Annotated in this window: 20 protein-coding genes; 11 read left to right on the top strand and 9 right to left on the bottom strand. The window is 68.3% G+C overall.

Features of this window, described 5'->3' with window-relative positions:
• Positions 1-74 precede the first annotated feature (74 nt).
• On the top strand, positions 75-539 hold the full coding sequence (locus tag ACGH7X_RS19245) for a MarR family winged helix-turn-helix transcriptional regulator (protein WP_399886626.1): 465 nt from the start codon (positions 75-77) through the stop codon (positions 537-539).
• Positions 540-558: 19 nt separating this feature from the next.
• On the top strand, positions 559-1,011 hold the full coding sequence (locus ACGH7X_RS19250; protein WP_399886627.1) for a GNAT family N-acetyltransferase: 453 nt from the start codon (positions 559-561) through the stop codon (positions 1,009-1,011).
• A gap of 79 nt (positions 1,012-1,090) precedes the next feature.
• Here the strand turns inward: ACGH7X_RS19250 and ACGH7X_RS19255 are convergent, their stop codons facing one another.
• Together ACGH7X_RS19255 and dnaB are read right to left on the bottom strand one after the other, a co-directional pair.
• Positions 1,091-2,476, bottom strand: coding sequence for a serine hydrolase domain-containing protein (locus ACGH7X_RS19255; protein WP_399886628.1), 1,386 nt, complete (start codon positions 2,474-2,476; stop codon positions 1,091-1,093).
• Between the two features lie 58 nt (positions 2,477-2,534).
• A complete protein-coding gene (gene dnaB, locus ACGH7X_RS19260; RefSeq protein WP_399886629.1) occupies positions 2,535-4,013 on the bottom strand; it encodes a replicative DNA helicase in 1,479 nt (492 codons plus the stop codon).
• A 459-nt stretch (positions 4,014-4,472) separates the two neighbouring features.
• On the opposite strand from dnaB, the gene ACGH7X_RS19265 reads away from it, so the two are divergent.
• Positions 4,473-5,810 carry an MATE family efflux transporter gene (locus ACGH7X_RS19265; protein WP_399886630.1) on the top strand — a complete coding sequence of 446 codons (1,338 nt, stop codon included), beginning with the start codon at positions 4,473-4,475 and terminating at the stop codon, positions 5,808-5,810.
• 149 nt (positions 5,811-5,959) lie between these two features.
• Here the strand turns inward: ACGH7X_RS19265 and rplI are convergent, their stop codons facing one another.
• The 4 genes from rplI to rpsF all read right to left on the bottom strand — a co-directional run bounded on the left by rplI (position 5,960) and on the right by rpsF (position 7,678).
• Positions 5,960-6,406 (bottom strand): 50S ribosomal protein L9, encoded by a 447-nt coding sequence (gene rplI / locus ACGH7X_RS19270; RefSeq protein WP_073726061.1) that lies wholly within the window; start codon positions 6,404-6,406, stop codon positions 5,960-5,962.
• 18 nt (positions 6,407-6,424) lie between these two features.
• Positions 6,425-6,661 (bottom strand): 30S ribosomal protein S18, encoded by a 237-nt coding sequence (gene rpsR / locus ACGH7X_RS19275; protein ID WP_003949403.1) that lies wholly within the window; start codon positions 6,659-6,661, stop codon positions 6,425-6,427.
• A gap of 42 nt (positions 6,662-6,703) precedes the next feature.
• Entirely contained in the window at positions 6,704-7,312 is a 609-nt protein-coding gene (locus ACGH7X_RS19280) for a single-stranded DNA-binding protein (protein ID WP_399886631.1), read from the bottom strand.
• Positions 7,313-7,387: 75 nt separating this feature from the next.
• Entirely contained in the window at positions 7,388-7,678 is a 291-nt protein-coding gene (gene rpsF / locus ACGH7X_RS19285) for a 30S ribosomal protein S6 (protein ID WP_003975025.1), read from the bottom strand.
• Between the two features lie 275 nt (positions 7,679-7,953).
• Here rpsF and ACGH7X_RS19290 point away from each other — a divergent pair, with 275 nt between their 5' ends.
• The 3 genes from ACGH7X_RS19290 (at position 7,954) to ACGH7X_RS19300 (ending at position 10,611) form a co-directional block, all read left to right on the top strand.
• Complete coding sequence (locus ACGH7X_RS19290) at positions 7,954-8,259, top strand: hypothetical protein (protein WP_399886632.1); 306 nt, start codon at positions 7,954-7,956, stop codon at positions 8,257-8,259.
• Positions 8,260-8,396: 137 nt separating this feature from the next.
• Positions 8,397-9,518: a peptidoglycan bridge formation glycyltransferase FemX gene (femX, locus tag ACGH7X_RS19295; protein WP_399886633.1), complete on the top strand. Its 1,122-nt coding sequence runs from the start codon at positions 8,397-8,399 to the stop codon at positions 9,516-9,518.
• A gap of 61 nt (positions 9,519-9,579) precedes the next feature.
• Positions 9,580-10,611 (top strand): alanine racemase, encoded by a 1,032-nt coding sequence (locus ACGH7X_RS19300; protein WP_399886634.1) that lies wholly within the window; start codon positions 9,580-9,582, stop codon positions 10,609-10,611.
• Positions 10,612-10,682: 71 nt separating this feature from the next.
• On the opposite strand, the gene ACGH7X_RS19305 is transcribed toward ACGH7X_RS19300, so the two are convergent.
• Together ACGH7X_RS19305 and ACGH7X_RS19310 are read right to left on the bottom strand one after the other, a co-directional pair.
• Positions 10,683-12,191, bottom strand: coding sequence for a glycosyltransferase family 87 protein (locus ACGH7X_RS19305; protein WP_399886635.1), 1,509 nt, complete (start codon positions 12,189-12,191; stop codon positions 10,683-10,685).
• A 121-nt stretch (positions 12,192-12,312) separates the two neighbouring features.
• Positions 12,313-14,688, bottom strand: a complete 2,376-nt coding sequence (locus ACGH7X_RS19310) for a transglycosylase domain-containing protein (RefSeq protein WP_399886636.1) — start codon at positions 14,686-14,688, stop codon at positions 12,313-12,315.
• A gap of 664 nt (positions 14,689-15,352) precedes the next feature.
• Here ACGH7X_RS19310 and ACGH7X_RS19315 point away from each other — a divergent pair.
• From ACGH7X_RS19315 to ACGH7X_RS19330, 4 genes are all read left to right on the top strand, one after another.
• Positions 15,353-16,030 (top strand): PadR family transcriptional regulator, encoded by a 678-nt coding sequence (locus ACGH7X_RS19315; RefSeq protein ID WP_007388937.1) that lies wholly within the window; start codon positions 15,353-15,355, stop codon positions 16,028-16,030.
• Positions 16,031-16,074: 44 nt separating this feature from the next.
• Complete coding sequence (locus tag ACGH7X_RS19320; RefSeq protein ID WP_399886637.1) at positions 16,075-17,157, top strand: inositol-3-phosphate synthase; 1,083 nt, start codon at positions 16,075-16,077, stop codon at positions 17,155-17,157.
• A gap of 78 nt (positions 17,158-17,235) precedes the next feature.
• Positions 17,236-18,513 carry an MFS transporter gene (locus ACGH7X_RS19325; protein ID WP_399886639.1) on the top strand — a complete coding sequence of 426 codons (1,278 nt, stop codon included), beginning with the start codon at positions 17,236-17,238 and terminating at the stop codon, positions 18,511-18,513.
• Between the two features lie 107 nt (positions 18,514-18,620).
• The gene (locus tag ACGH7X_RS19330; RefSeq protein ID WP_399886640.1) at positions 18,621-19,139 is read left to right on the top strand and encodes a hypothetical protein; all 519 of its coding nucleotides are present in this window, start codon (positions 18,621-18,623) and stop codon (positions 19,137-19,139) included.
• A 126-nt stretch (positions 19,140-19,265) separates the two neighbouring features.
• Here the strand turns inward: ACGH7X_RS19330 and ACGH7X_RS19335 are convergent, their stop codons facing one another.
• The gene (locus tag ACGH7X_RS19335; protein ID WP_399886641.1) at positions 19,266-20,735 is read right to left on the bottom strand and encodes a CCA tRNA nucleotidyltransferase; all 1,470 of its coding nucleotides are present in this window, start codon (positions 20,733-20,735) and stop codon (positions 19,266-19,268) included.
• A 226-nt stretch (positions 20,736-20,961) separates the two neighbouring features.
• On the opposite strand from ACGH7X_RS19335, the gene ACGH7X_RS19340 reads away from it, so the two are divergent.
• On the top strand, positions 20,962-23,385 hold the full coding sequence (locus ACGH7X_RS19340; RefSeq protein ID WP_399886643.1) for a DUF6049 family protein: 2,424 nt from the start codon (positions 20,962-20,964) through the stop codon (positions 23,383-23,385).
• The last annotated feature ends 12 nt before the right edge of the window (positions 23,386-23,397 follow it).

The following is a 23,397-nucleotide window of genomic DNA, read 5'->3' on the forward strand; positions in this document are numbered from 1 at the left end:
CGGGCTATATGCAACCGCCGACAATTGCGCCCCTGGTCTATCCTGGTCTCAGCCGCTCCGGGACGGAGGAACACATGACAGCGACGGATCCCGCGCTCACCGCCCTCTCCCAGGGCTGGTGCGCCCTCTCCCTGCTGCACGGGAGGATCGAGGCTCACATCGAGCGAGCCCTGCAGGCCGGGCACGACCTGAGCGTGCGCGAGTACTCCCTGCTCGACGTGCTCAGCCGTCAGCACGACGGCGACGGGGGTCACCTGCAGATGAAGCAGGTCGCCGACGCCGTCGTCCTCAGTCAGAGCGCGACCACCCGCCTGGTCACCCGGCTCGAGGACCGGGGCCTGCTCGAGCGCTACTTGTGCCCCACCGACCGGCGCGGCATCTACACCAACGTCACCGCGGCGGGTCTGAAGCTGCTGGACGACGCACGGCCGACCAATGACGCCGCCCTGCGCGAGGCCCTCGACGAGGCGGCCACCAACCCCGACCTGGCCCCGCTGGTCCGGGCGGTGGAGACCCTCAAGGCGCCGGTGCCCGCCTGACCGGTCTTAGAGTGCGGTCATGGGAGATCTCGAAATACGACCCACCGCCGCCGACGACATCCCAGCGATTGTCGCGATGCTCGCAGACGATCCGCTGGGCGCTCAGCGCGAGTCACCGGACGACCTGGGCCCCTACCTGACCGCGTTCGAACGGCTCAGCACCGATCCGAACCAGCATCTCGTCGTGGCCGTCCGCGACGGCCGGGTCGTCGGCACACTCCAGCTGACGATCGTCCCCGGCCTGTCCAGGCGCGGCGCCACCCGTTCGATCATCGAAGGCGTACGCATCCACGGCGACGAGCGCGGCAGCGGACTGGGCACACAGCTCATCGAATGGGCGATCGACGAGTCCCGGCGACAGGGCTGCCACCTGGTGCAGCTCACCTCCGACAAGACCCGCACCGACGCCCACCGCTTCTACGAGCGCCTGGGCTTCTCGGCCTCGCACACGGGCTTCAAGCTCCAGCTCTGAGCGAACGCTCCCATCACACCCTCAACGGTGCGCGGCCCTGTTTCACGTGAAACAGGGCCGCACCGGGTGCCGACGGCTGCTAGCCGATCCCCCGCCATCCCTCCGGGTCCACTCCGCCCGGTACAGAAGCCTTCTCGTCATACGGCTGGCGCGTGAAGACGAACGACCCGAGGTCCAGATGACTCACGGTCCCGTCCCCTCGCCTCACCGCTCGCAGCAACTCCCCCGCGTAGTAGCCCTCCAGCCCCGTCCAGCTACCGTCACCGTTCACCCGGAAGCGCGAGCGGCGACCCTGACCGGACAGCGGCTCCAGCGAGACTCCCCCGTCGGAGGTCAGCCGCAGGGCGAAGGCGTGCGTCCCCCAGTACCACTGCCCCGCCAACTCCAGCACGGAGGAGTCGACTTCCCGCAGCGGGCGCCACGGTTCCGGCATCCTCGGTTCCGCCTCCGCGACGATGCGCACAAGGTCGGCTCCGACCCCGGCGAGCAGTGGCCCGGAGGTGCAGTTGGTCAGGATCACCGCGGCCACGTCGTCGTCCGCGGCGATGGTGAGGTTGGCCAGGAAACCCGGCAGTGAGCCGGAGTGCCCCACGAGCAGCCGCCCCTCCCGGTGCTGGATCTGGAGCCCCAGGCCGTAGGCGGCGCCGTCCACGACATCGGCGGACTCGGCCGGCGCGGCGGGCTCCCGCATCTCCCGCACCGTCTCCGCGTCGAGGACCCGGTCGTCGCCCCTCGCCAGGAAGACGGCGAACCGTGCCAGATCCCCGGTGGTGGACCAGAGCTGCCCGGCCGGCGCCATCAGCCCGAGGTCCTCGGCGGGCTCGGGCAGCATCACATCGGCCCACGGATGCACCGCCCAGCCACCGGCGTGCGGCGCGCTCGGTCGGGTACTCGTACGGTCCAGTCCCAGCGGCTCCAGCACCTCCCGTCGCAGCACGTCCTCCCACGCGGCGCCACGCAGCTTCTCGACCAGCGAGCCGAGCAGGGTGTAGCCGGGGTTCGAGTAGTGGTGCCGACGGCCCACCGGATGCCGGAGCGGCTGCTTGCCCAGCACGTCGGCAAGCTCGGGCCGCAGCGAGCCCGGTGTCCGCTCCCACCACGGCGCGGGCGACTCGGCGGCCAGCCCGCCCGAGTGCGCCAGCAGTTCGGCGATCGTGGCCTCCCCCGCCCCGGTACCCGGCAGATGCTTCTCCAGCGGATCCCCGAGGTCGAGCACGCCCTCGTCGCGCAGTCGCAGGACGAGAGCGGCGGTGAACGTCTTGGTGATCGAGCCGATCCGGTACTGCACGTTCTCGTCCGGGCCGTGACCGTCGACCGACGTCCGTGCACCGTGCCACACGGCCCGCCCGCCCCGGACCACCGCCGCGACCAGTGACGGCGTACGCCCTTCGGCCTGGGCCACGGCGATCCGGTGCGACAGTGCCCGGCGGGTGGAAGGAAGCAGCTCTTCCTGAGGTGTCGTCATGCACCCAGTCCATCGGCCAGGACACCGCACGTCGAACCGATTTCCCCGTGCCGGGGGATCAGGTCTGCGCCATGTCCACGAAACGCGAGTAGTGGCCCTGGAACGCGACCGTGATCGTCGCCGTCGGACCGTTACGGTGCTTGGCCACGATCAGGTCCGCCTCGCCCGCGCGCGGCGACTCCTTCTCGTAGGCGTCCTCGCGGTGCAGCAGGATGACCATGTCGGCATCCTGCTCGATCGAACCGGACTCACGCAGGTCGGAGACCATGGGCTTCTTGTCGGTGCGCTGCTCGGGACCACGGTTCAGCTGGGAGAGCGCGATGACGGGGACCTCCAGCTCCTTCGCCAGGAGCTTGAGGTTGCGGGACATGTCCGAGACCTCCTGCTGCCGGCTCTCGGCGCGCTTGGATCCGCCGGACTGCATCAGCTGGAGGTAGTCGATGACGACCAGCTTGAGGTCGTTGCGCTGCTTGAGGCGACGGCACTTGGCGCGGATCTCCATCATCGACAGGTTCGGGGAGTCGTCGATGTAGAGCGGGGCCGCCGACACGTCGGGCATCCGACGGGCCAGGCGGGTCCAGTCGTCGTCCGTCATCGTGCCCGACCGCATGTGGTGCAGCGCGACGCGGGCCTCGGCGGACAGCAGGCGCATCGCGATCTCGTTGCGCCCCATTTCGAGAGAGAAGATGACGCTCGGCAGGTTGTTCTTGATCGAGGCGGCCCGCGCGAAGTCCAGCGCGAGCGTCGACTTGCCCATCGCGGGACGCGCGGCGATTACGATCATCTGACCGGGGTGCAGGCCGTTGGTCAGCGAATCGAAGTCCGTGAAACCCGTGGGCACACCGGTCATCTCGCCGCTGCGCGACCCGATCGCCTCGATCTCGTCGAGCGCGCCCTCCATGATGTCGCCGAGCGGTAGATAGTCCTCGCTGGTGCGCTGCTCGGTGACGGCGTAAATCTCGGCCTGGGCGCGGTTGACGATCTCGTCGACGTCGTCGTCGGCCGCGTATCCCATCTGCGTGATCCGTGTGCCGGCTTCCACCAGGCGGCGCAGGACCGCCCTCTCGTGCACGATCTCCGCGTAGTACGCGGCGTTCGCTGCCGTCGGCACGGTCTGGACGAGGGTGTGCAGATACGAGGCGCCGCCGATCTTGTTGATCTCACCGCGCTTGGTGAGTTCGGCGGCGATCGTGATGGGGTCGGCCGGCTCGCCCTTGGCATAGACGTCGAGGATGGCCTGGTAGACCGTCTCGTGGGCCGGTTTGTAGAAGTCGTGGCCCTTGAGGATCTCGACGACGTCAGCGATGGCGTCCTTGGACAGGAGCATCCCGCCGAGGACGGACTGCTCGGCATCCAGGTCCTGCGGCGGCACTCGTTCGAACGACGGGCCACCGCCGTCCCACGTGCCGTTGTCCGAGCCGCGCTCGTGCTGTTCGTCGCGGCTGCGGCCCCCCTCACCTCGGCGGCGGGAAGCAGGCAGACGATCGCTGGGGCCACTGTCGGCCCACGGGTCGTCCAAGGGCTCGGAAATGCTCACCGAGCCACCTCCTCCCGTCCGCCGAGCGGACCTCGCCGTGCCCCTCATTTCTACGGCACGGCACTGACAAATAAGACGCCCAACTCTGGTTCTGGCGCGTCGGTTTTGTGAGGGTTCACTGGCCGACGGACGGAGTGGGCGCCGGTCAACCGTAGGCCCGCGGGCACCGTCAGCCAATCTGGTTATCCACAGGCCATGTGGACGACGGGCCAGATGCTGTGGAGAACTCCGCGAAACCTGTGCACGACACGGTGGACAGCCCTGTGAACAAGCCGGCAGTGCAGCCCGAGAAGCGGCCCTGAGCTGCACCTTTGTCATCCACGGCCTGTGCAGAAGAAAAAGTTTTCCAGTCGGATCAAGATCGCTTCGAACCGTACCCAGAAGTACACGGGCCGAGACGGTACGTAAGGGTCGCTAAACCTTTGCATCTCTTACCTGTGGACGATTAGATTGGTGCTCATGACACAGGCCCCCGCGCGCTCTCGGACCGTCCGGCGTCGGCACGACCGAGAGATCGTCGCGCTGGCCGTGCCGGCTTTCGGCGCGCTCGTCGCCGAGCCCCTCTTTGTCCTGGCCGACAGTGCCATCGTCGGCCACCTCGGAACCGCTCAGCTCGCCGGACTCGGGATCGCCTCGGCCCTGCTCACCACGGCCGTCAGTGTCTTCGTCTTCCTCGCCTATGCCACCACGGCGGCCGTCTCCCGCCGTGTCGGTGCGGGAGACCTGCAATCAGCGATCCGCCAGGGCATGGACGGCATCTGGCTGGCCCTGCTGCTCGGCGCCGCCGTCATAGCGGTGGTCCTGCCCACCGCCCCCTCCCTCGTGGATGTCTTCGGCGCCTCCGAGACCGCGGCACCCTACGCGATCACCTATCTACGCATCTCCTCCCTCGGCATCCCGGCCATGCTCGTCGTGCTGGCCTCGACCGGTGTGCTGAGGGGACTGCAGAACACCCGGACCCCGCTCTACGTAGCCGTGGCCGGCTTCATCACCAACGCCGTCCTCAATGTCGTACTCGTCTACGGCGCCGGCCTCGGTATCGCGGGCTCCGCCTGGGGCACGGTCATCGCCCAGTGCGGCATGGCCGCCGTATACCTGTGGGTGGTCATCCGCGGGGCACGACGACACGGCGCCTCTCTGCGCCCGGACCTGGCCGGCATCAGGGCTTCCGCCCAGGCCGGCATGCCGCTGCTCGTGCGTACGCTCTCCCTGAGGGCGATCCTCATGATCACCACGGCCGTGGCGGCTCGCCTCGGCGACGCCGACATCGCCGCACATCAGATCGTCCTGTCGTTGTGGAGTCTGCTCGCCTTCGCTCTCGACGCCATCGCCATCGCCGGGCAGGCCATCATCGGGCGCTATCTGGGAGCCGGTGACGCCCAGGGTGCGCGCGACGCCTGCCGCAGGATGGTGGAGTGGGGCGTCGCGGTCGGCGTCGTACTCGGTCTGCTCGTGGTGTTGTCACGCCCGGCCTTCCTGCCCCTGTTCACCAGCGACTCCGCGGTCAAGGACACCGCGCTGCCCGCCCTGGTGATCGTGGCCATCGCCCAGCCGGTTTGCGGAGTGGTCTACGTCCTGGACGGTGTCCTCATGGGTGCGGGCGACGGTCCGTATCTTGCCTGGGCCATGCTGCTGACCCTGGCGGTCTTCACCCCCGCGGCGCTCCTCGTCCCCACACTCGGCGGTGGGCTAACCGCCCTGTGGGCGGCCATGACGCTGATGATGGCCATGCGCCTGGTGACGCTGTGGCTGCGCACCCGGTCGGGTCGCTGGATCGTCACCGGTGCTACCCGCTGACCGTTTCACGTGAAACACCGTGTTTCACGTGAAACACGTCTACGAGAACACGGCCGAGACGAACCCGGCCATGCACTGCGCCACGAAGAAGGGCCGCATCCCCCCGATGGGGAGATGCGGCCCTCTCATCGTCTCAACGCGAGCAGCGCTCAGGCCGCGACGACCTCGATGCTGACCTTGGCGTCAACCTCGGGGTGCAGACGCACGGACGTCTGGTGGGCGCCCAGGGTCTTGATCGGCGAGCCAAGCTCGATGCGGCGCTTGTCGACCTCGGGGCCACCGGCAGCCTTGATCGCCGAAGCGACGTCGGCCGGGGTGACGGAGCCGAAGAGACGACCGGCGTCGCCGGAGCGGACCGCCAGACGGACCTTCACACCCTCGAGCTGGGCCTTCACCTGGTTGGCCTGCTCGATGGTCTGGATCTCGTGGATCTTGCGAGCACGACGAATCTGCTCGACGTCCTTCTCGCCACCCTTGGTCCAGCGGATCGCGAACTTCCGCGGGATCAGGTAGTTGCGAGCGTAACCGTCCTTGACGTCGACGACGTCGCCCGCGGCACCGAGGCCGGAGACCTCGTGGGTGAGGATGATCTTCATGATTCGGTCACCCTTCCCTTATCGCGCGGTGGAGGTGTAGGGCAGCAGCGCCATCTCACGGCTGTTCTTCACGGCCGTGGCGACGTCACGCTGGTGCTGGGTGCAGTTGCCGGTCACGCGGCGGGCACGGATCTTGCCGCGGTCGGAAATGAACTTCCGCAGCATGTTCGTGTCCTTGTAGTCCACGTACGTGACCTTGTCCTTGCAGAATGCGCAGACCTTCTTCTTCGGCTTGCGCACAGGCGGCTTAGCCATGATGTTTCTCCTGTGTGATCAAGAAGTGTGGGTAGAGCCCGCCTAGAAGGGGGGCTCGTCCGAGTAGCCGCCACCGCCGCCAGAGCCGCCGGAGCCACCGGAGCCACCGCCCCAGCCGCCACCCTGGCCGCCGCCGCCCTGCTGGCCACCGGCGGGAGAGCCGGTCGCCCAGGGGTCGTCGGCCGGAGCGCCGCCGCCCTGCTGGCCGCCACCGGGGCCGCCGCCCCAGCCGCCGCCACCCTGGCCGCCACCGCCACCGCCGCCGTAACCACCCTGGCCACCGCGGCCCGAGGTCTTGGTGACCTTGGCCGTGGCGCTGCGGAGGCTGGCGCCGACCTCGTCGACGTCCAGCTCGTAGACCGTGCGCTTGACGCCCTCACGGTCCTCGTAGGACCGCTGCTTCAGCCGGCCCTGCACGATGACGCGCATGCCTCGCTGGAGCGACTCGGCGACGTTCTCCGCCGCCTGACGCCAGACCGAGCAGGTCAGGAAGAGGCTTTCGCCGTCCTTCCACTCGTTCGTCTGACGGTCGAAGGTGCGGGGAGTCGACGCGACACGGAACTTCGCGACGGCCGCACCGGACGGGGTGAAGCGCAGCTCGGGGTCGTCGACAAGATTGCCGATGACCGTGATGACGGTCTCGCCTGCCATGGGGGAACCTCTCGGCGGGTTTGCTGCTGGCTGCTTGTGCTGCTACTCGAATCCCGGGACCGACTGAGCGGAAGCTCAGTGCATCTCGGGACGGAGGACCTTGGTCCGGAGGACCGACTCGTTCAGGTTCATCTGGCGGTCGAGCTCCTTGACGACCGCAGGCTCGGCCTGCAGGTCGATGACCGAGTAGATGCCCTCGGGCTTCTTCTTGATCTCGTACGAGAGCCGACGACGGCCCCAGGTGTCGACCTTCTCGACCTTTCCGCCGCCGTCACGGACGACGGAGAGGAAGTTCTCGATCAGCGGGGAGACAGAACGCTCCTCGAGATCGGGGTCGAGGATGACCATCACCTCGTAGTGACGCATGTGGAACCCACCTCCTTTGGACTCAGCGGCCACGGTCGTTCCGTGGCAGGAGGGTTGCGATGCGTTCGCACCGGCATCAACGAGTTAACCAGGACCCACTGACAATCGGGCCTCCTCCGAGGAGGCGACCCGGTCGTGGCCGGCAACAGACACCGGTGCGGAAAGTACAGAGTACCCGTCCGTCGGCTTGCGGTTGAAATCCGGCTCCGAGGGGACACAATCGGTAGTCAGGGATGTGAGGGCGAAAACACACTGCCTTTGGCAGGAGGTTCTCCATGGCACAGATCATGCGACCCGCCAAGCCCCGGACCGGCTTGCTGGCGACCGACGGCAAACCGCACCCGCTCCAGGACTCGCTGCTGGCCGTGACCCTGGTGCTCGGAGTACTCGCCCTCGCCACCGCGAGCTTCCGGGGGCTGCACATCCTGACCTCCTGGGCCGGCCTGCTCGGCGTCCTGACCGGCGGATACGGCCAGTACGTCTCCGAGACGACACGGGAGCGCTTCGGCCTGGTGCTGGGCCTCGGTGCCTCCGCGCTCGGTCTGTTCTTCGGCATCTACCACGGCGGGCTCTTCGGCTGAGCCCCACCACCGGCCGCCCGCCGGACAACCCCTTCCAGCCGTACGCCGGACGGGGCGCTCACAGGGCGCAGTAGGCTTCGCGCGAGAGCCGGAGCCCCTGTACCCATGGGGACACACCAGCCCGAGGAGCGCCCCGAATGAGCCTGACCCTGAGGACCATCAGTCGCGAGCAGCATCTGGCCTACATCCAGAGTCTGCCGGCGGCTAGTCACATGCAGGTCCCGGCATGGGCGGACGTGAAGGCTGAATGGCGCTCGGAGAACCTCGGCTGGTTCGACGACCGGACCGGTGAGCTGGTCGGTGCGGGTCTCGTCCTCTACCGGCAGCTGCCCAAGATCAAGCGCTACCTCGCCTATCTCCCCGAGGGCCCGGTCATCAACTGGTTCGCGCCGAACCTCCAGGACTGGATGGAGCCCATGCTGGCGCACCTCAAGCAGCAGGGCGCCTTCTCGGTGAAGATGGGCCCGCCAGTGATCATCCGGCGCTGGGACGCCACGTCCATCAAGAAGGGCATCCAGGACCCCGACGTCAAGCGTCTGCGGGACATAGAGGCCGACCACATCGAGCCGCGTGCCTTCGAGGTGGCCGACAAGCTGCGCCGCATGGGCTGGCAGCAGGGCGAGGACGGCGGCGCCGGCTTCGGTGACGTCCAGCCCCGCTACGTCTTCCAGGTGCCGCTGGCCAACCGCTCCCTGGAAGAGGTCCACAAGAACTTCAACCAGTTGTGGCGCCGCAACATCAAGAAGGCGGAGAAGGCCGGCGTCGAGGTCGTCCAGGGCGGCTACCACGACCTCGAGGAGTGGCAGCGTCTGTACGAGATCACGGCCGTGCGCGACCACTTCCGGCCGCGCCCGCTGTCGTACTTCCAGCGCATGTGGGCGGCCCTCAACAACGAGGACCCCAACCGCATGCGGCTGTATTTCGCCCGGCACAACGGGGTGAACCTGTCGGCGGCGACCATGCTGGTCGTCGGAGGACACGTCTGGTACTCCTACGGCGCCTCCGACAACATCGGCCGCGAGGTCCGGCCCTCGAACGCCATGCAGTGGGCCATGCTCCGCGACGCCTACGCCCTGGGTGCCACCGTCTACGACCTGCGTGGCATCTCCGACTCGCTGGACGAGAGCGACCACCTCTTCGGCCTGATCCAGTTCAAGGTGGGTACGGGCGGCCAGGCGGCGGAGTACCTCGGCGAGTGGGACTTCCCGCTGAACAAGCTGCTCCACAAGGCGCTCGACATCTACATGTCGCGCCGCTGACCGCACAGCCCATCCCCGATCCGCACCTCTGACAGCCACGAGAAAGGTTCCAGGTCCGGCCATGGCGCTCACGCTCTACGTCGACACCGCGCGCTGGCGGGCGCACCACAAGCACGTCCAGGAGCAGTTCCCCGGGCTGGTCCCGGTCTGCAAGGGCAACGGCTACGGCTTCGGGCACGAGCGGCTGGCGGAGGAGGCCACGCGGCTGGGCTCGGACGTGCTGGCCGTCGGCACCACTTACGAGGCCGCCCGGATCAAGGACTTCTTCGGCGGTGACCTGCTGGTCCTGACGCCGTACCGGCGCGGTGAGGAGCCCGTGCCGCTGCCCGACCGGGTCGTGCGCTCGGTGTCGTCCATCGACGGTGTGTACGGCCTGGTGGGCGCGCGCGTGGTCATCGAGGTGATGTCCTCGATGAAGCGGCACGGCATCAGCGAGCAGGACCTGCCGCAGCTGCACGCCGCCATAGAGAACGTCCGGCTGGAGGGCTTCGCCATCCACCTGCCGCTGGACCGTACCGACGGCTCGGACGCCGTCGAGGAGGTCATCGGCTGGATGGACCGGCTGCGCGCGGCCCGGCTGCCGCTGCACACCATGTTCGTCAGCCACCTCAAGGCCGACGAACTGGCCCGGCTCCAGCAGCAGTTCCCGCAGACCCGCTTCCGCGCCCGGATCGGCACCCGGCTGTGGCTGGGGGACCACGAGGCCACCGAGTACCGCGGCGCGGTCCTGGACGTCACACGCGTCGCCAAGGGCGAGCGTTTCGGCTACCGGCAGCAGAAGGCCGCCTCCGACGGCTTCCTGGTGGTGGTGGCGGGCGGTACCTCGCACGGGGTGGGTCTGGAGGCCCCGAAGGCGCTGCACGGCGTCATGCCGCGCGCCAAGGGCGTCGCCCGGGCCGGCCTGGCCACGGTCAACCGGAACCTCTCGCCGTTCGTCTGGGACGGCAAGCAGCGTTGGTTCGCGGAGCCGCCGCACATGCAGGTGTCGATCCTGTTCGTTCCCACGGACGCGTCGGAGCCCAAGGTGGGTGACGAGCTGGTGGCCCATCTGCGGCACACCACCACGCAGTTCGACCGCATCCTCGACCGCTAGCAGCGCTTCCTCGACCGCGAGCGGGAAGGCCGTACACGATGACGTCGTGTACGGCCTTTACGCGTGTTCGCTCAGAGCGAACCGCCCGTCTGGCGGCTCTTGCCCCACCGGACCTGCGACCCGTCGAAGTGGGCAACGGGCTGTTCGGCGTGAGCCGCGGGGCCCAGGACGAAGACGTCCTCCGCGCCGTCCAGCACGCCGCCCGACGGGTCGTCGTCGCCGGTCCGACGGACCGGGTCCCGGTCCGGCATCAGGATGTCGCGCACGACCATGACGCAGAGGAACAGCGTTCCCAGCAGGTGCAGGGCGATGGCCCAGTGGTAGCCGTCCGTCGGCAGTCCCTTGTGGGCGTCGCCGCTGGTCGTGTACGCGAGGTACATCCAGATACCGAGGAAATAGGCCACCTCGCACGCCTGCCAGATCAGGAAGTCCCGCCACTTCGGCCGGGCCAGCACGGCCAGCGGCACCAGCCACAGCACGTACTGCGGTGAGTAGACCTTGTTGGTGAGGATGAACGCCGCGACGATCAGGAAGGCCAGCTGGGCGAACCGCGGACGCCGAGGGGCGGTCAGCGTGAGCGCCGCGATGGCACCGCAGCACAGCAGCATCAGCAGCGTGGCGAGGGTGTTGACGGTCTCGGTGCTGGGCGGGTTGTCGGAGTTGTGGACCAGGATCAGCCAGAAGGACCCGAAGTCCACGCCCCGTTCCTGGCTGAACGTGTAGAACTTCGACCAGCCGTCGAAGGCGAAGAGCATCACCGGCAGGTTCACCACGAGCCAGGCGACGGCCGCGCCCCCCAGTGCTGTTCCGAACGCCCGCCACTTGCCCGCCCGCCAGCACAGGACGAGCAGGGGGCCGAGGATCAGGAAGGGGTAGAGCTTGGCGGCCGTGGCCAGGCCCAGCAGCACTCCGAAGGCCAGCGGGCGCTCCCGGGACCACATGAGGACCGCGGCGGCCGTCAGAGCGACCGCCAGCAGGTCCCAGTTGACGGTGGCGGTCAGCGCGAAGGCAGGTGCCAGGGCGACGAGCAGACCGTCCCAGGGGCGCCGGGTGTGCGTGCGGGCCACGCAGACGGCGATGACGGCCGCGCAGACCATGAGCATCCCGGCGTTGACCATCCAGTACCACTGCTCCTGGTCCTGGATGGTGCCGCTGCCCGGCGTGAGCCAGGAGGCGACCTCCATGAACACGCCGGTCAGCACGGGGTACTCCAGGTACTCCATGTCGCCGGGGAGCCTGTCGAAGTACGGCACGAGCCCGTCGACGAACCCGCGTCCCTGGTAGAGGTGCGGGATGTCCGAGTAGCACGCGTGCGTGTACTGGGAGCTGGCACCGAAGAACCAGGCCCCGTTGTAGCAGGGCGCCTTCTGGACCAGGCCGAGGGCGAACATACCGATCGCCACGAGCGCGATCACCCGCACGGGAGTCCACCAGGACGTGCCAAGCAGCGCACGCCGGCCCAGAGGGCCGCCGATCAGCTCACTGCCGGCCGCGGCGACCGTGTCTTCCTTGGTCGGCCGCACCGGGTCCGGCTCGTGCACGCTCGCTGGCTTCGATTCTGCACTGGGCATGGGGCACATCCTGCCGTACGCACCTGGGAACACGCCGGGGCCGCCGCACCCTCGTGGATGCGGCGGCCCCTGTTTCACGTGAAACTTGCGGGCGTTTCACGTGAAACACCCATGCCGGACACGCCGCCGGCTATCCGTTCGGCCCGGAGATCAAACCGCCGTTCTGATTGCCTCTGCTGTCGTCCTCTTCGCCTGTCTCACTGGGCGACGTCGACGGCGATGGACTGTTGCCCTGACCGCCGTTTTCGTTGCCCGTCGTGTCGTTGCCGCCGTTCTCCCCGTCATCGCAATTCCACTCGAAGACACCGCAGGTGTCACTCGGACTGGGGGAGGGGGTGGTCTCGGTCCGACTGGGCGACGGCGTCGGCGACGGAGTCGTCTCCTCCTCCGTCTCGGAAGGAGAGGGAGTGGGCGTCGGCGACGGAGCGTCGTTGATGACCTCGCCGATGGGCTCCGGCTTCGGGAACTTCTCCGCCTTCATGCCCTTCACCGCGTCCGACATGTAGTCCTGCCAGATCGTGGACGGGAAGGAGGCACCATGGATCTTCTTCTCGCCACCCGTTCCGTACATCTCCAGGAACGTGCGGTTCTTGATGGACTCGTCGTCCGGGTAACGGAACATGCTGACCGCGGTCGACAGCTGCGGGGTGTAGCCGACGAACCAGGCGGACTTGTTGCCGTCCGTGGTACCGGTCTTGCCGGCCACCTCGCGGCCGGGCAGCTGGGCGTTGCTACCCGTTCCCTTCTCGACGACGGTCTTCAGGACGTCCGTGACGTTGTCCGCGACCTTCGCGGTGTACGCCTGCTTGGTCTCGACCTTGTGCGTGTAGATCGTGCCGTCCTTGTTCGACACCTTCGTGACGGAGTACGGCTCACGCTGCTTGCCGCTGTCCGCGAAGGTGGCGTACGCGCCTGCCATGCGGATGGCGCTCGGGTCCGAGACGCCGATGGAGAACGACGGGTAGCCGGAGCCGGCCAGGCTGTCCTCCAGGAGCCCCGCGTCGACGGCGGACTCCTTCACCTTGTCCAGACCGACGTCCATGCCGAGCTGCACGAAGGCGGAGTTCACCGACTCCCGCATGGCTTCACGAAGGTCGATCTTGTAGTCCGGCGGGTCACCGACGTCGTCCTTGCCGTCGTTCTCCTGCCGCCACTGCTCGCCCTTCTCGTTCTCCCAGATCGAGCCGTCGTAATTGTTGATCTTGAGGTTGTTCTTGCCGCTGTAGAGGCTCTTGGGAGAGACGACGGTGCGCTCGTCCTGGGCCTGGACCTCCCCCAGGTCGGGGTCGCGCACACCCCACTTCATCGCCGCCGCGAGTACGAACGGCTTGAACGTCGAACCGACCTGGGCGCCGGTCACATCGGCGTTGTTGGTGAAGTGCTTGGTGGCGTCCTCGCCCCCGTAGATGGCCTTGATGGCCCCGGTCTCGGTGTCGATGGACGCCCCGCCGAACTGGACGTGCGTGTCCGTCTCGGGGCGCTTCTTGGGGTCGATCTTCTCCTTGTAGACCTTCTGGACCGACTTCTCGAGCTCGTCGACCTTCTTCTTGTCGAAGGTCGTGTAGATCGAGTAGCCGCCCTTCTCCAGCTGCTGCTCCGACACCACGCCGCTCCTGACCACGGAGGACTTGGCGAGCCTCACGAGGTAGCCGATCTGGCCGCCCAGCTGCGCGTTCGACTGCGGGTTCTGCACCTTGGGAAGTTCGGTGTACTTGGCCCGGTCCGCCTGGCTCAGGTGCCCGTACTCCACCATCTTGTCGAGGGTGTCCTGCATCTGGGACTTGGCCCGGGCGCTGTTGGCGTCCGGCGTGGCCGCCGGGTCGATCGAGATCGAACCTGCCGGGTCGTAGTAGGTGGCGCCCTTGAGCACCGCAGACAGGAAGGCGCACTGTCCCGGGTTGAGGTCGACGGCGTCCACGTTGAAGTACGCCCGTGCGGCCGCCTGGATGCCGTAGGCACCGCGGCCGTAGTAGGCGGAGTTCAGGTAACCCTCGAGGATCTTGTCCTTGGGCTCCTCGGCACCGACCTTGATCGAGACGAAGATCTCCTTGACCTTGCGGGAGATCGTCTGCGACTGGTCGTTCAGCATCGCGTTCTTCACGTACTGCTGGGTGATGGTGGAGCCACCCTGCGTGTCGCCACCCTTGGCCATGTTGAACACGGCGCGGGCGATGCCCTTGGGGTCGACGCCACTGTCGTCGTAGAACGTCTTGTTCTCCTGCGAGATGACGGCATTGCGCATCGCCTTGGGAATCTGCGAGAGATTGACGCTCTGGCGGTTGCGCTCACCGCCCGTGGCCACCATCCGGCTGTCGTCGGCCCAGTAGTAGACGTTGTTCTGCGCCGTGGCACTCTCGTCGATGACGGGGACGCTCACCATGGCGTACGCGAGGCCCGCGGCGCCGACCAGGCAGCCGAAGAACGCGATGCACAGCCCGGAGACGAGCCGCCAGGAGGGCACCCAGCGGTGCCACCCGTCCTTGTCATGGCGCGGGTAGTCGATCAACCGCTTCTTGCCGGGCGCGGTGGCGCGTCCTCGCCCGGGCCCTGCCGAGCCGCCGGGAGCCCCTCTGCGGCCACCGCGGCCCGGCTCGGCCGCTCTGCGACGGCCACCGCCGTTCCGCTGTGCCGCGCGCCGGGCCTCGGCGCGGCTCCCGTACGCACGCTCCTCGTCCTCCGGACCGTACGAGCCGGACGGAGACTCTGTGGCGCCTCGCGGTGCCGCACGGCGACCGGAGGACGAGCCGGACTGACCGCGTCGGGCCGCGGCACGTCCGCCTCCCTGCGGCTGCGGCGGTTTGCGACGGTGCTCGCTCATCGAACGACTACTCCTCGGGCAGGCGCACCTTTGCGCGCCTGGAAAAGGCGGCTGGTTTCCGGTCCCCCCGAAGTACGGATGCGGTCCCTTCCGCATTCATCCGTACTGCACCGGGGACAGGGACGCCCCCACGCGTCACTCGGTTCCCGGTGGTCTGCATGGCGCACAGACTACGCACCGTCAAAACCCCCGAGCCCCGAAGTTCACCTCAAATCAGGCAACTTGCTCACGATGAAATCCGGATGTGACCCCGTTCACCAGTCCCCCTCTTGTCGCACGCGGAAGCTCGTTCTATCGTGCTGATGTATCGAGTCGATACATCAGCACGGCATAAGGGCGAGAGGAGGCGACGATGAGCCGGCGTTCCGGCATCCTCGAGTTCGCCGTACTCGGCCTGCTCCGCGAGTCCCCGATGCACGGCTATGAGCTGCGTAAACGGCTCAACACGTCGCTCGGTGTGTTCCGGGCGTTCAGCTACGGCACGCTCTATCCCTGCCTCAAGACGCTGGTCGCCAACGGCTGGTTGATCGAGGAACCGGGGAACATCGGCGAGGCCGCCGCTTCCCTCACGGGGCGCCGCGCCAAAATCGTCTACCGGTTGACGGCCGACGGTAAGGAACATTTCGAGCAGCTCCTCTCACAGACGGGCCCGGACGCGTACGAGGACGAGACCTTCGCCGCTCGCTTCGCGTTCTTCGGGCAGACGTCGCGTGACGTACGCATGCGCGTGCTCGAGGGCCGGCGCAGCCGGCTGGAGGAGCGCCTGGAGAAGATGCGGGCCTCCCTGGCTCGCACCCGGGAGCGACTCGACGACTACACGCTTGAGCTCCAGCGCCACGGAATGGAGTCCGTGGAGCGCGAAGTGCGCTGGCTGAACGAGCTCATCGAGAGCGAGCGGGCGGGGCGGGACCTCAGAGGTTCCGCAGCCGAGGGGACCGCTCAACAGGACACGACATCTGGAGCGACGGGCGGCCTGCCCCGGCCGGGGGACGACCCCCGGCCGGATACGCCCGGCGACACCGCCACGTGAGCGCCCACTCAGGGCCTCACTCGTACACACAGGGAGCAACCGGAATGGGTTCGGTTCGCGTAGCCATCGTCGGTGTGGGCAACTGCGCCGCATCGCTGGTGCAGGGCGTCGAGTACTACAAGGACGCCGACCCGGCGGCCAAGGTCCCCGGCCTGATGCACGTCCAGTTCGGCGACTACCACGTGCGTGACATCGAGTTCGTCGCCGCCTTCGACGTGGACGCCAAGAAGGTCGGCCTGGACCTCGCGGACGCCATCGGCGCCTCCGAGAACAACACCATCAAGATCTGCGACGTGCCGAACAGCGGCGTCCAGGTCCAGCGCGGCCACACGCTCGACGGTCTCGGCAAGTACTACCGCGAGACCATCGAGGAGTCCGCCGAGGCGCCGGTCGACATCGTCCAGATCCTCAAGGACAAGCAGATCGACGTTCTCGTCTGCTACCTGCCCGTCGGCTCCGAGGACGCGGCGAAGTTCTACGCCCAGTGCGCCATCGACGCCAAGGTCGCGTTCGTCAACGCCCTCCCGGTCTTCATCGCCGGCACCAAGGAGTGGGCGGACAAGTTCACCGAGGCGGGCGTCCCGATCGTCGGTGACGACATCAAGTCGCAGGTCGGCGCCACCATCACGCACCGCGTCATGGCGAAGCTGTTCGAGGACCGGGGCGTCGTCCTGGACCGCACGATGCAGCTCAACGTCGGCGGCAACATGGACTTCAAGAACATGCTCGAGCGCGAGCGCCTCGAGTCCAAGAAGATCTCCAAGACGCAGGCCGTCACCTCCCAGATCCCCGACCGCGACCTGGGCGCGAAGAACGTCCACATCGGCCCGTCCGACTACGTGCAGTGGCTGGACGACCGCAAGTGGGCCTACGTCCGGCTCGAGGGCCGCGCGTTCGGTGACGTCCCGCTGAGCCTGGAGTACAAGCTCGAGGTCTGGGACTCCCCGAACTCGGCCGGTGTCATCATCGACGCCCTGCGCGCCGCGAAGATCGCCAAGGACCGCGGCATCGGCGGCCCGATCCTCTCGGCGTCGAGCTACTTCATGAAGTCCCCGCCGGTCCAGTACTTCGACGACGAGGCCCGGACCAACGTGGAGAAGTTCATCGCGGGCGAGGTCGAGCGCTGAAAACCCCGGACTCCGGTCCGCCGAAGGTCCCCGGGTCGCATGACCCGGGGACCTTTCCCGTATGTGAGGCTGTGCCCCATGGCCGTCGTCCGTGACCTGCGCGTCCTGCTGCGCCTGAAGGGGTTTCGGCGCCTGCTCGCCGTCCGCCTGCTCTCCCAGGGCGCCGACGGCGTCTACCAGGTCGCGCTCGCCACCTACGTCGTCTTCTCCCCGGAGAAGCAGACCTCGGCCGCCGCGGTCGCCTCCGCGATGGCGGTCCTGCTGCTCCCGTACTCCCTCGTGGGCCCCTTCGCCGGTGTCCTGCTGGACCGCTGGCGCCGCCGCCAGGTCTTTCTGTACGGCAACCTGCTGCGCGCCGTGCTGGCGTCGGTGACGGCGGTGCTGATGATCGCCTCTGTCCCGGACTGGCTCTTCTACGTCTCGGCCCTCTGCGTCACGGCGGTCAACCGTTTCGTTCTCGCGGGCCTGTCCGCCGCGCTGCCCCGGGTGGTCGACGCCGAGCGTCTGGTGATCGCCAACTCGCTCTCCCCGACGGCAGGCACCCTGGCCGCCACGGCGGGCGGCGGCCTCGCCTTCGTCGTGCGCCTCGTGGTCGCGGACTCCGACGCCGCCGTGGTGCTGCTCGGCGCCGGGCTCTACCTGTGCGGGGCGCTGGCGTCGCTGCGCATCGCCGTGGAACTGCTGGGCCCCGACCCCTCACGCGTACCGCCGAGACTGGCCTCCGCACTCGCCGGCACCGCCCGCGATCTCGTGGCGGGCGTACGCCACCTCGCCGCACCCGCACGCCGGGAAGCGGCCTGGGCGCTCGCGGGCATGACGCTGATGCGGTTCTGCTACGGGGCCCTGCTGGTGATGCTGCTGATGCTGTGCCGGTACGCCCTGACCTCGGACACGGACGAGGGGCTCGCCCTGCTGGGACTGGCGCTGGGCGTCTCGGGAGCGGGCTTCTTCGCGGCCGCGGTGGTCACTCCTTGGGCGGCGGGACGACTGGGACCCGGTCGCTGGATGGCCGTCTGCGCGGCGGCCGCCACCGTCCTGGTGCCGGCGCTCGGCCTGCCCTTCGCCACGGCGCCACTGCTCGCCGCGGCCTTCCTGCTGGGCCTGACGACACAGGCGGCGAAGATCGCGACCGACACGGTCGTGCAGTTCTCGGTCGACGACGCCTTCCGCGGCAGGATCTTCTCCGTCTACGACGTGCTGTTCAACGTCGCCTTCGTCGGCGCGGCCGGGGTGGCCGCGCTCATGCTGCCGCCGGACGGCCGGTCGGCGCCGCTGATCGTGACCGTCGCCGTGGTCTACGGAGTGGTTGCGGCAGCTATGGCCCGTTTTGAGAGCCGGTCAGTGTCACATCAGTGACACAGAGCCCCACCGGAGTACAGAGTTGTCAGCGGGACCCGGTAGCTTACGTGCGTCTTATCTCGCGGCATGTCCGCGACACGCGCCTATTTTCAGGGGGACCCCCAGTGACCACTCAGCCGCCGCCTCAGGGCAACCCGTTCGCGCAGGGCCAGCCGCAGGGGCCTCAGCAGCCTCAGGGGCAGAACCCCTTCGCCCAGGGGCAGCCGGGCTTCCCGCAGCAGCCCGGTCAGCCCGGCTTTCCGCAGCAGGGTGCGCCGTACGCCCCGGTGCCGCCGCAGCCGGCCCGCCGCAAGCTGAGCTTCAAGACGATCAAAAACATCGTCATCGCGGTGATCGTCGTGGGTGTCGCGGTCGGCGGTTACCTCGCCAGCAAGGACGACGCCGACACGGCCGCGGTCGGCGACTGCATGCACCGTGGCAGCAGCAGCGACAGCGACCCGGACCTCGAGGTCGTCGACTGCGGTGACACGAAGGCCCAGTACGTGGTGCTGGCCAAGATCGAGGGTTCCTTCTCCGCCCTCACCGCCGAGAGCAAGTGCTCGGAAGCGGCCAAGGACTTCCAGTACTCGTACACCGAGAGCGGGAGCGGCAGCGACTTCCTGCTCTGCCTGAAGGACAAGTAGGGCCAGAGTCTCGAACGGTGAAGGGGCGGTGTTTCACGTGAAACACCGCCCCTTCACCTGTCCGCGACCCTCGCGTTTCGCCGGCCGGGCTCGTGTTTCACGTGAAACAGGAGCCCGGCTCACCGGTCACGCTTCTTGCTCGGCCCACCACTCCTTGAGCGCCGCCACCGCAGCGTCGTGTTCCATCGGCCCGTTCTCAAGCCGGAGCTCCAGCAGATGCTTGTAGGCCTGCCCGACGGCGGGCCCGGGGCCAATACCGAGGATCTCCATGATCTGGTTGCCGTCCAGGTCCGGACGGATCGCGTCCAGCTCCTCCTGCTGCTGAAGCTGCTCGATCCGCTCCTCCAGCCCGTCGTACGCGCGGGACAGGGCCGACGCCTTGCGCTTGTTGCGGGTCGTGCAGTCCGACCGCGTCAGCTTGTGGAGACGGTCCAGCAGCGGCCCGGCGTCCCGGACATAGCGGCGGACCGCGGAGTCCGTCCACTCGCCCGTGCCGTAGCCGTGAAAACGCAGGTGCAGTTCGACCAGGCGTGAGACGTCTTTCACCAGGTCGTTGGAGTACTTGAGCGCGATCATGCGCTTCTTTGTCATCTTTGCTCCGACCACCTCGTGGTGGTGGAACGAGACCCTGCCGTCCTGCTCGAAGCGGCGCGTGCGCGGCTTGCCGATGTCGTGCAGCAGGGCGGCCAGGCGGAGGATCAGGTCGGGGCCATCGCTCTCCAGGGCCATCGCCTGCTCCAGGACGATGAGCGTGTGGTCGTAGACGTCCTTGTGCCGGTGGTGCTCGTCCCGCTCAAGCCGCAACGCCGGCAACTCGGGCAGGACCCGGTCGGCCAGACCTGTGTCCACCAGCAGGCTCAGTCCCTTGCGCGGGTGCGGGGAGAGGATGAGCTTGTTCAGCTCCTCCCGGACCCGCTCGGCGGAGACGATGTCGATGCGCCCGGCCATGTCCTTCATGGCGGCCACCACCTCGGGAGCCACCTCGAAGTCGAGCTGAGCGGCGAAGCGCGCGGCTCGCATCATCCGCAGCGGGTCGTCGGAGAAGGAGTCCTCGGGAGTCCCGGGAGTGCGCAGCACGCGGGCCGCGAGGTCGTCGAGGCCGCCGTGCGGATCGATGAACACCTTCTCCGGAAGCGCGACGGCCATCGCGTTCACCGTGAAGTCACGCCGGACGAGGTCCTCCTCGATGGAGTCGCCGTAGGACACCTCGGGCTTGCGCGAGGTGCGGTCGTACGCCTCAGACCGGTAGGTGGTCACCTCGATCTGCCAGCTTCGATCAGCGTCTCCGACGCGGGCCTCCTTCTGCGCTCCGACCGTGCCGAATGCGATCCCGACCTCCCAGACCGCGTCCGCCCAGGGACGCAGGATCTTCAGGACGTCCTCGGGGCGAGCGTCGGTCGTGAAGTCCAGGTCGTTGCCGAGCCGGCCGAGCAAGGCGTCGCGGACCGAGCCGCCGACCAGGGCCAGCGAGAAACCGGCATCCTGAAAACGGCGGGCGAGATCGTCGGCGACAGGGGCGACCCGCAGCGGCTCACTCACCGCGCGGCGCTGCTCCCGGCTCGGGACACTGGGGCTGACTTCGTTGGCGTTCGGCACAACAAAACAGGGTACGTGGCCCAGGCGGAGACAAGCGCCCCCATTGATCACACACCGAATCACCCACTTCCGTATCGCTCCCTTTATAGGCGCACATACAGGGCGGCCCCGGCCTGGCAGCGGATCTTGTGGCGTACTCCGCGGCACTTCCCCTCGGCGCACATCGTTACCATGCGTGGACGCACATTCCGACGACCACTGATCACGACGAGGGACGGGCGAGCGCGTGGCCGAGGCGGCAGACTTCCAGAGGACCAGTGCCTCACCTGCCCGCCGGTGGCTCCGGCGCACCACGGCACTGCTCGCCGGGGCGCCGCTGCTGGCCGGGCTGGTCCAGCTGCCCGCGGCCGGCTCGGCGCACGCCGATGCAGTGGCCGATGCCCTGTCCGACGCCGACTCGGGTTCGGTGGCCGTGGCCGTCGACTCACTCACCCCCTCCGCGCCCACGGACGGGGACACGGTGACCGTGTCGGGCACCGTGACCAACAACGGCAAGCGAGCCGTCACCGACGCCCATGTAGGCCTGCGTGTGGGCCCCGAGGTCGACACCCGCTCGTCCGTCGACTCGATCGCGAAGGATGGCGACGATCTCCAAGGCTCCATCGCCCCGGAGATCGACAACAAGTACACCGAGAAGTTCTCCAAGCTCACCCCTGGCGTCGCCGAGCACTTCAACATCTCCGTGCCGGTCGACGACCTGAACCTCGGCGGGGACGGCGTCTACGCATTCGCCGTCTCGCTCTCCGGACAGACCTCCGCGCAACCGTGGGAGCAGATCCTCGGTATCCAACGGACCTTCCTGCCGTGGCAACCCGACGAGACCGACACCAGAACGAAGACCACGGCCCTGTGGCCACTCGTCTCGACCACGCACATGGCCGCCGAGACGGGACCGAACGAGGAGCAGACACCGGTCTTCCTCAACGACGACCTGGCCAAGGAGATCTCCCCCGGCGGCCGCCTGAACCAGATGGTGACGCTGGGCAAGGACCTGGACGTCACCTGGGTGGTCGATCCGGACCTGCTGGCGTCCGTCGACGCGATGACGGGCAGCTACCGCGTCCGGGACGGGGACGAGACCACCGCCGGCACCCACCAGGCGATCGCCAAGCAGTGGCTGGCTGATCTGCAGGACGCGGTGGCCGACAAGGAGGTCGTCGCCCTTCCCTTCGCCGACCCGGACCTGGCGTCCCTGGCCCACAACGGCACGGACGTCGCCGGCTCCCTGAGCCAGCTCAAGGACGCGACGGACGTCATCAACAACACGGTCGAGCCGATCCTCCATGTGAAGCCGAGCACCGACTTCGCCTGGCCCGTCGAAGGCGCAGTCGACCGGTCGATCGTCAAGGTCGCCACCTCGGCGGGCGCCGACAAGGTGATCGTGCGCAGCGACAGCCTCCAGGAGACCAGCGGCCTGCCGTACACGCCCTCCGCCGCCCGCCCCATCGGCGGCGGCACCACGGCCGTCGTGGCGGACGCCCGGATGTCCACGGCGTTCGGGGGCGACCTGACGACGGCATCCGCGTCCACACTCGCGGTGCAGCGCTTCCTCGCCCAGAGCCTGGCCCTGGGCCTCCAGACCGACAAGCAGCGCAGCGTCGTCATCGCCCCGCAGCGCACACCCTCCGGAAGCCAGGCACGCGCGATGGCCGAGGCACTGCGGGCCCTCCAGAGCGGCACCTGGTCCGACTCCCAGAAGCTGGCGGCGGCCTCCGCTGCCAAGCCGGACCCGGACGCCACCACCAAGGTGCCCGGGACCTCCTCCTACCCCTCGGCGCTGCGCAAGAAGGAGCTGCCCCGCTCGGCCTTCGTGGAGAGCGCGCGGACGCAGGACTCGCTCGAAAACTTCAAGGTCGTTCTGTCGGACCCGTCCCGGGTGGTGACGCCCTTCGGGCGCGCCCTGAACCGGGAGATCTCCGCCTCGTGGCGGGGCCGGGCCGCCGATGCGCAGTCGTTCCGCGCCGGGGTGAAGTCGTACCTCGACGGGCTGTCCGGCCGGGTCAGACTGATCGACAAGTCGGAGACCAAGCTCTCCGGCCGCAGCGCCACGATTCCGGTGACGGTGCAGAACAACCTGGTGCAGGATGTCGGTCCCCTGGTCCTGCGGCTCACCTCGACGAACCCGACCCGCCTCGAGATCGGCGGCGCCGACTACGAGGAACAGCCGATCTCGGTCTCCGGCGGCCACAGCCAGTCGGTGAAGTTCACCACGTCGGCCAACGCCAACGGCCGGGCGACGGTGATCGCCCAGCTGTACACGCCGGACGGTCGGAAGTACGGCGCGCCCGTCACCTTCGACGTGAAGGTCACCGAGATCACGGCCACCGTGATGCTCGTCATCGGCGGCGGCGTCCTGCTGCTCGTCCTCGCCGGCTTCCGGATGTACACACAGCGCAAGCGCGCCGCGGCCCGTGCCGCCGAGAAGAGCGACTCCGAGGAGTCGGAGAAGACGGAGACACCGGAGGAGTCGGAGGAGTCGGAGAACTCCGAGGACGACCCGCAGAACCCGGAAGGCCCCGAAGGACGTCTCACGGAGGAGTCCGAGGCACCGGCCCGGACAGGCGACCCGGAGCAGCCGAGTGACCCGACACCGGACACCGCAGCGGAAAGCGCCGACCCGTCCGGCACGGGTGAGAGAGTGGACCGTTGAGGATGTCGTGGC

The sequence above is a fragment of the Streptomyces sp. BBFR51 genome (genome assembly GCF_044591655.1).
Classification (GTDB): domain Bacteria; phylum Actinomycetota; class Actinomycetes; order Streptomycetales; family Streptomycetaceae; genus Streptomyces.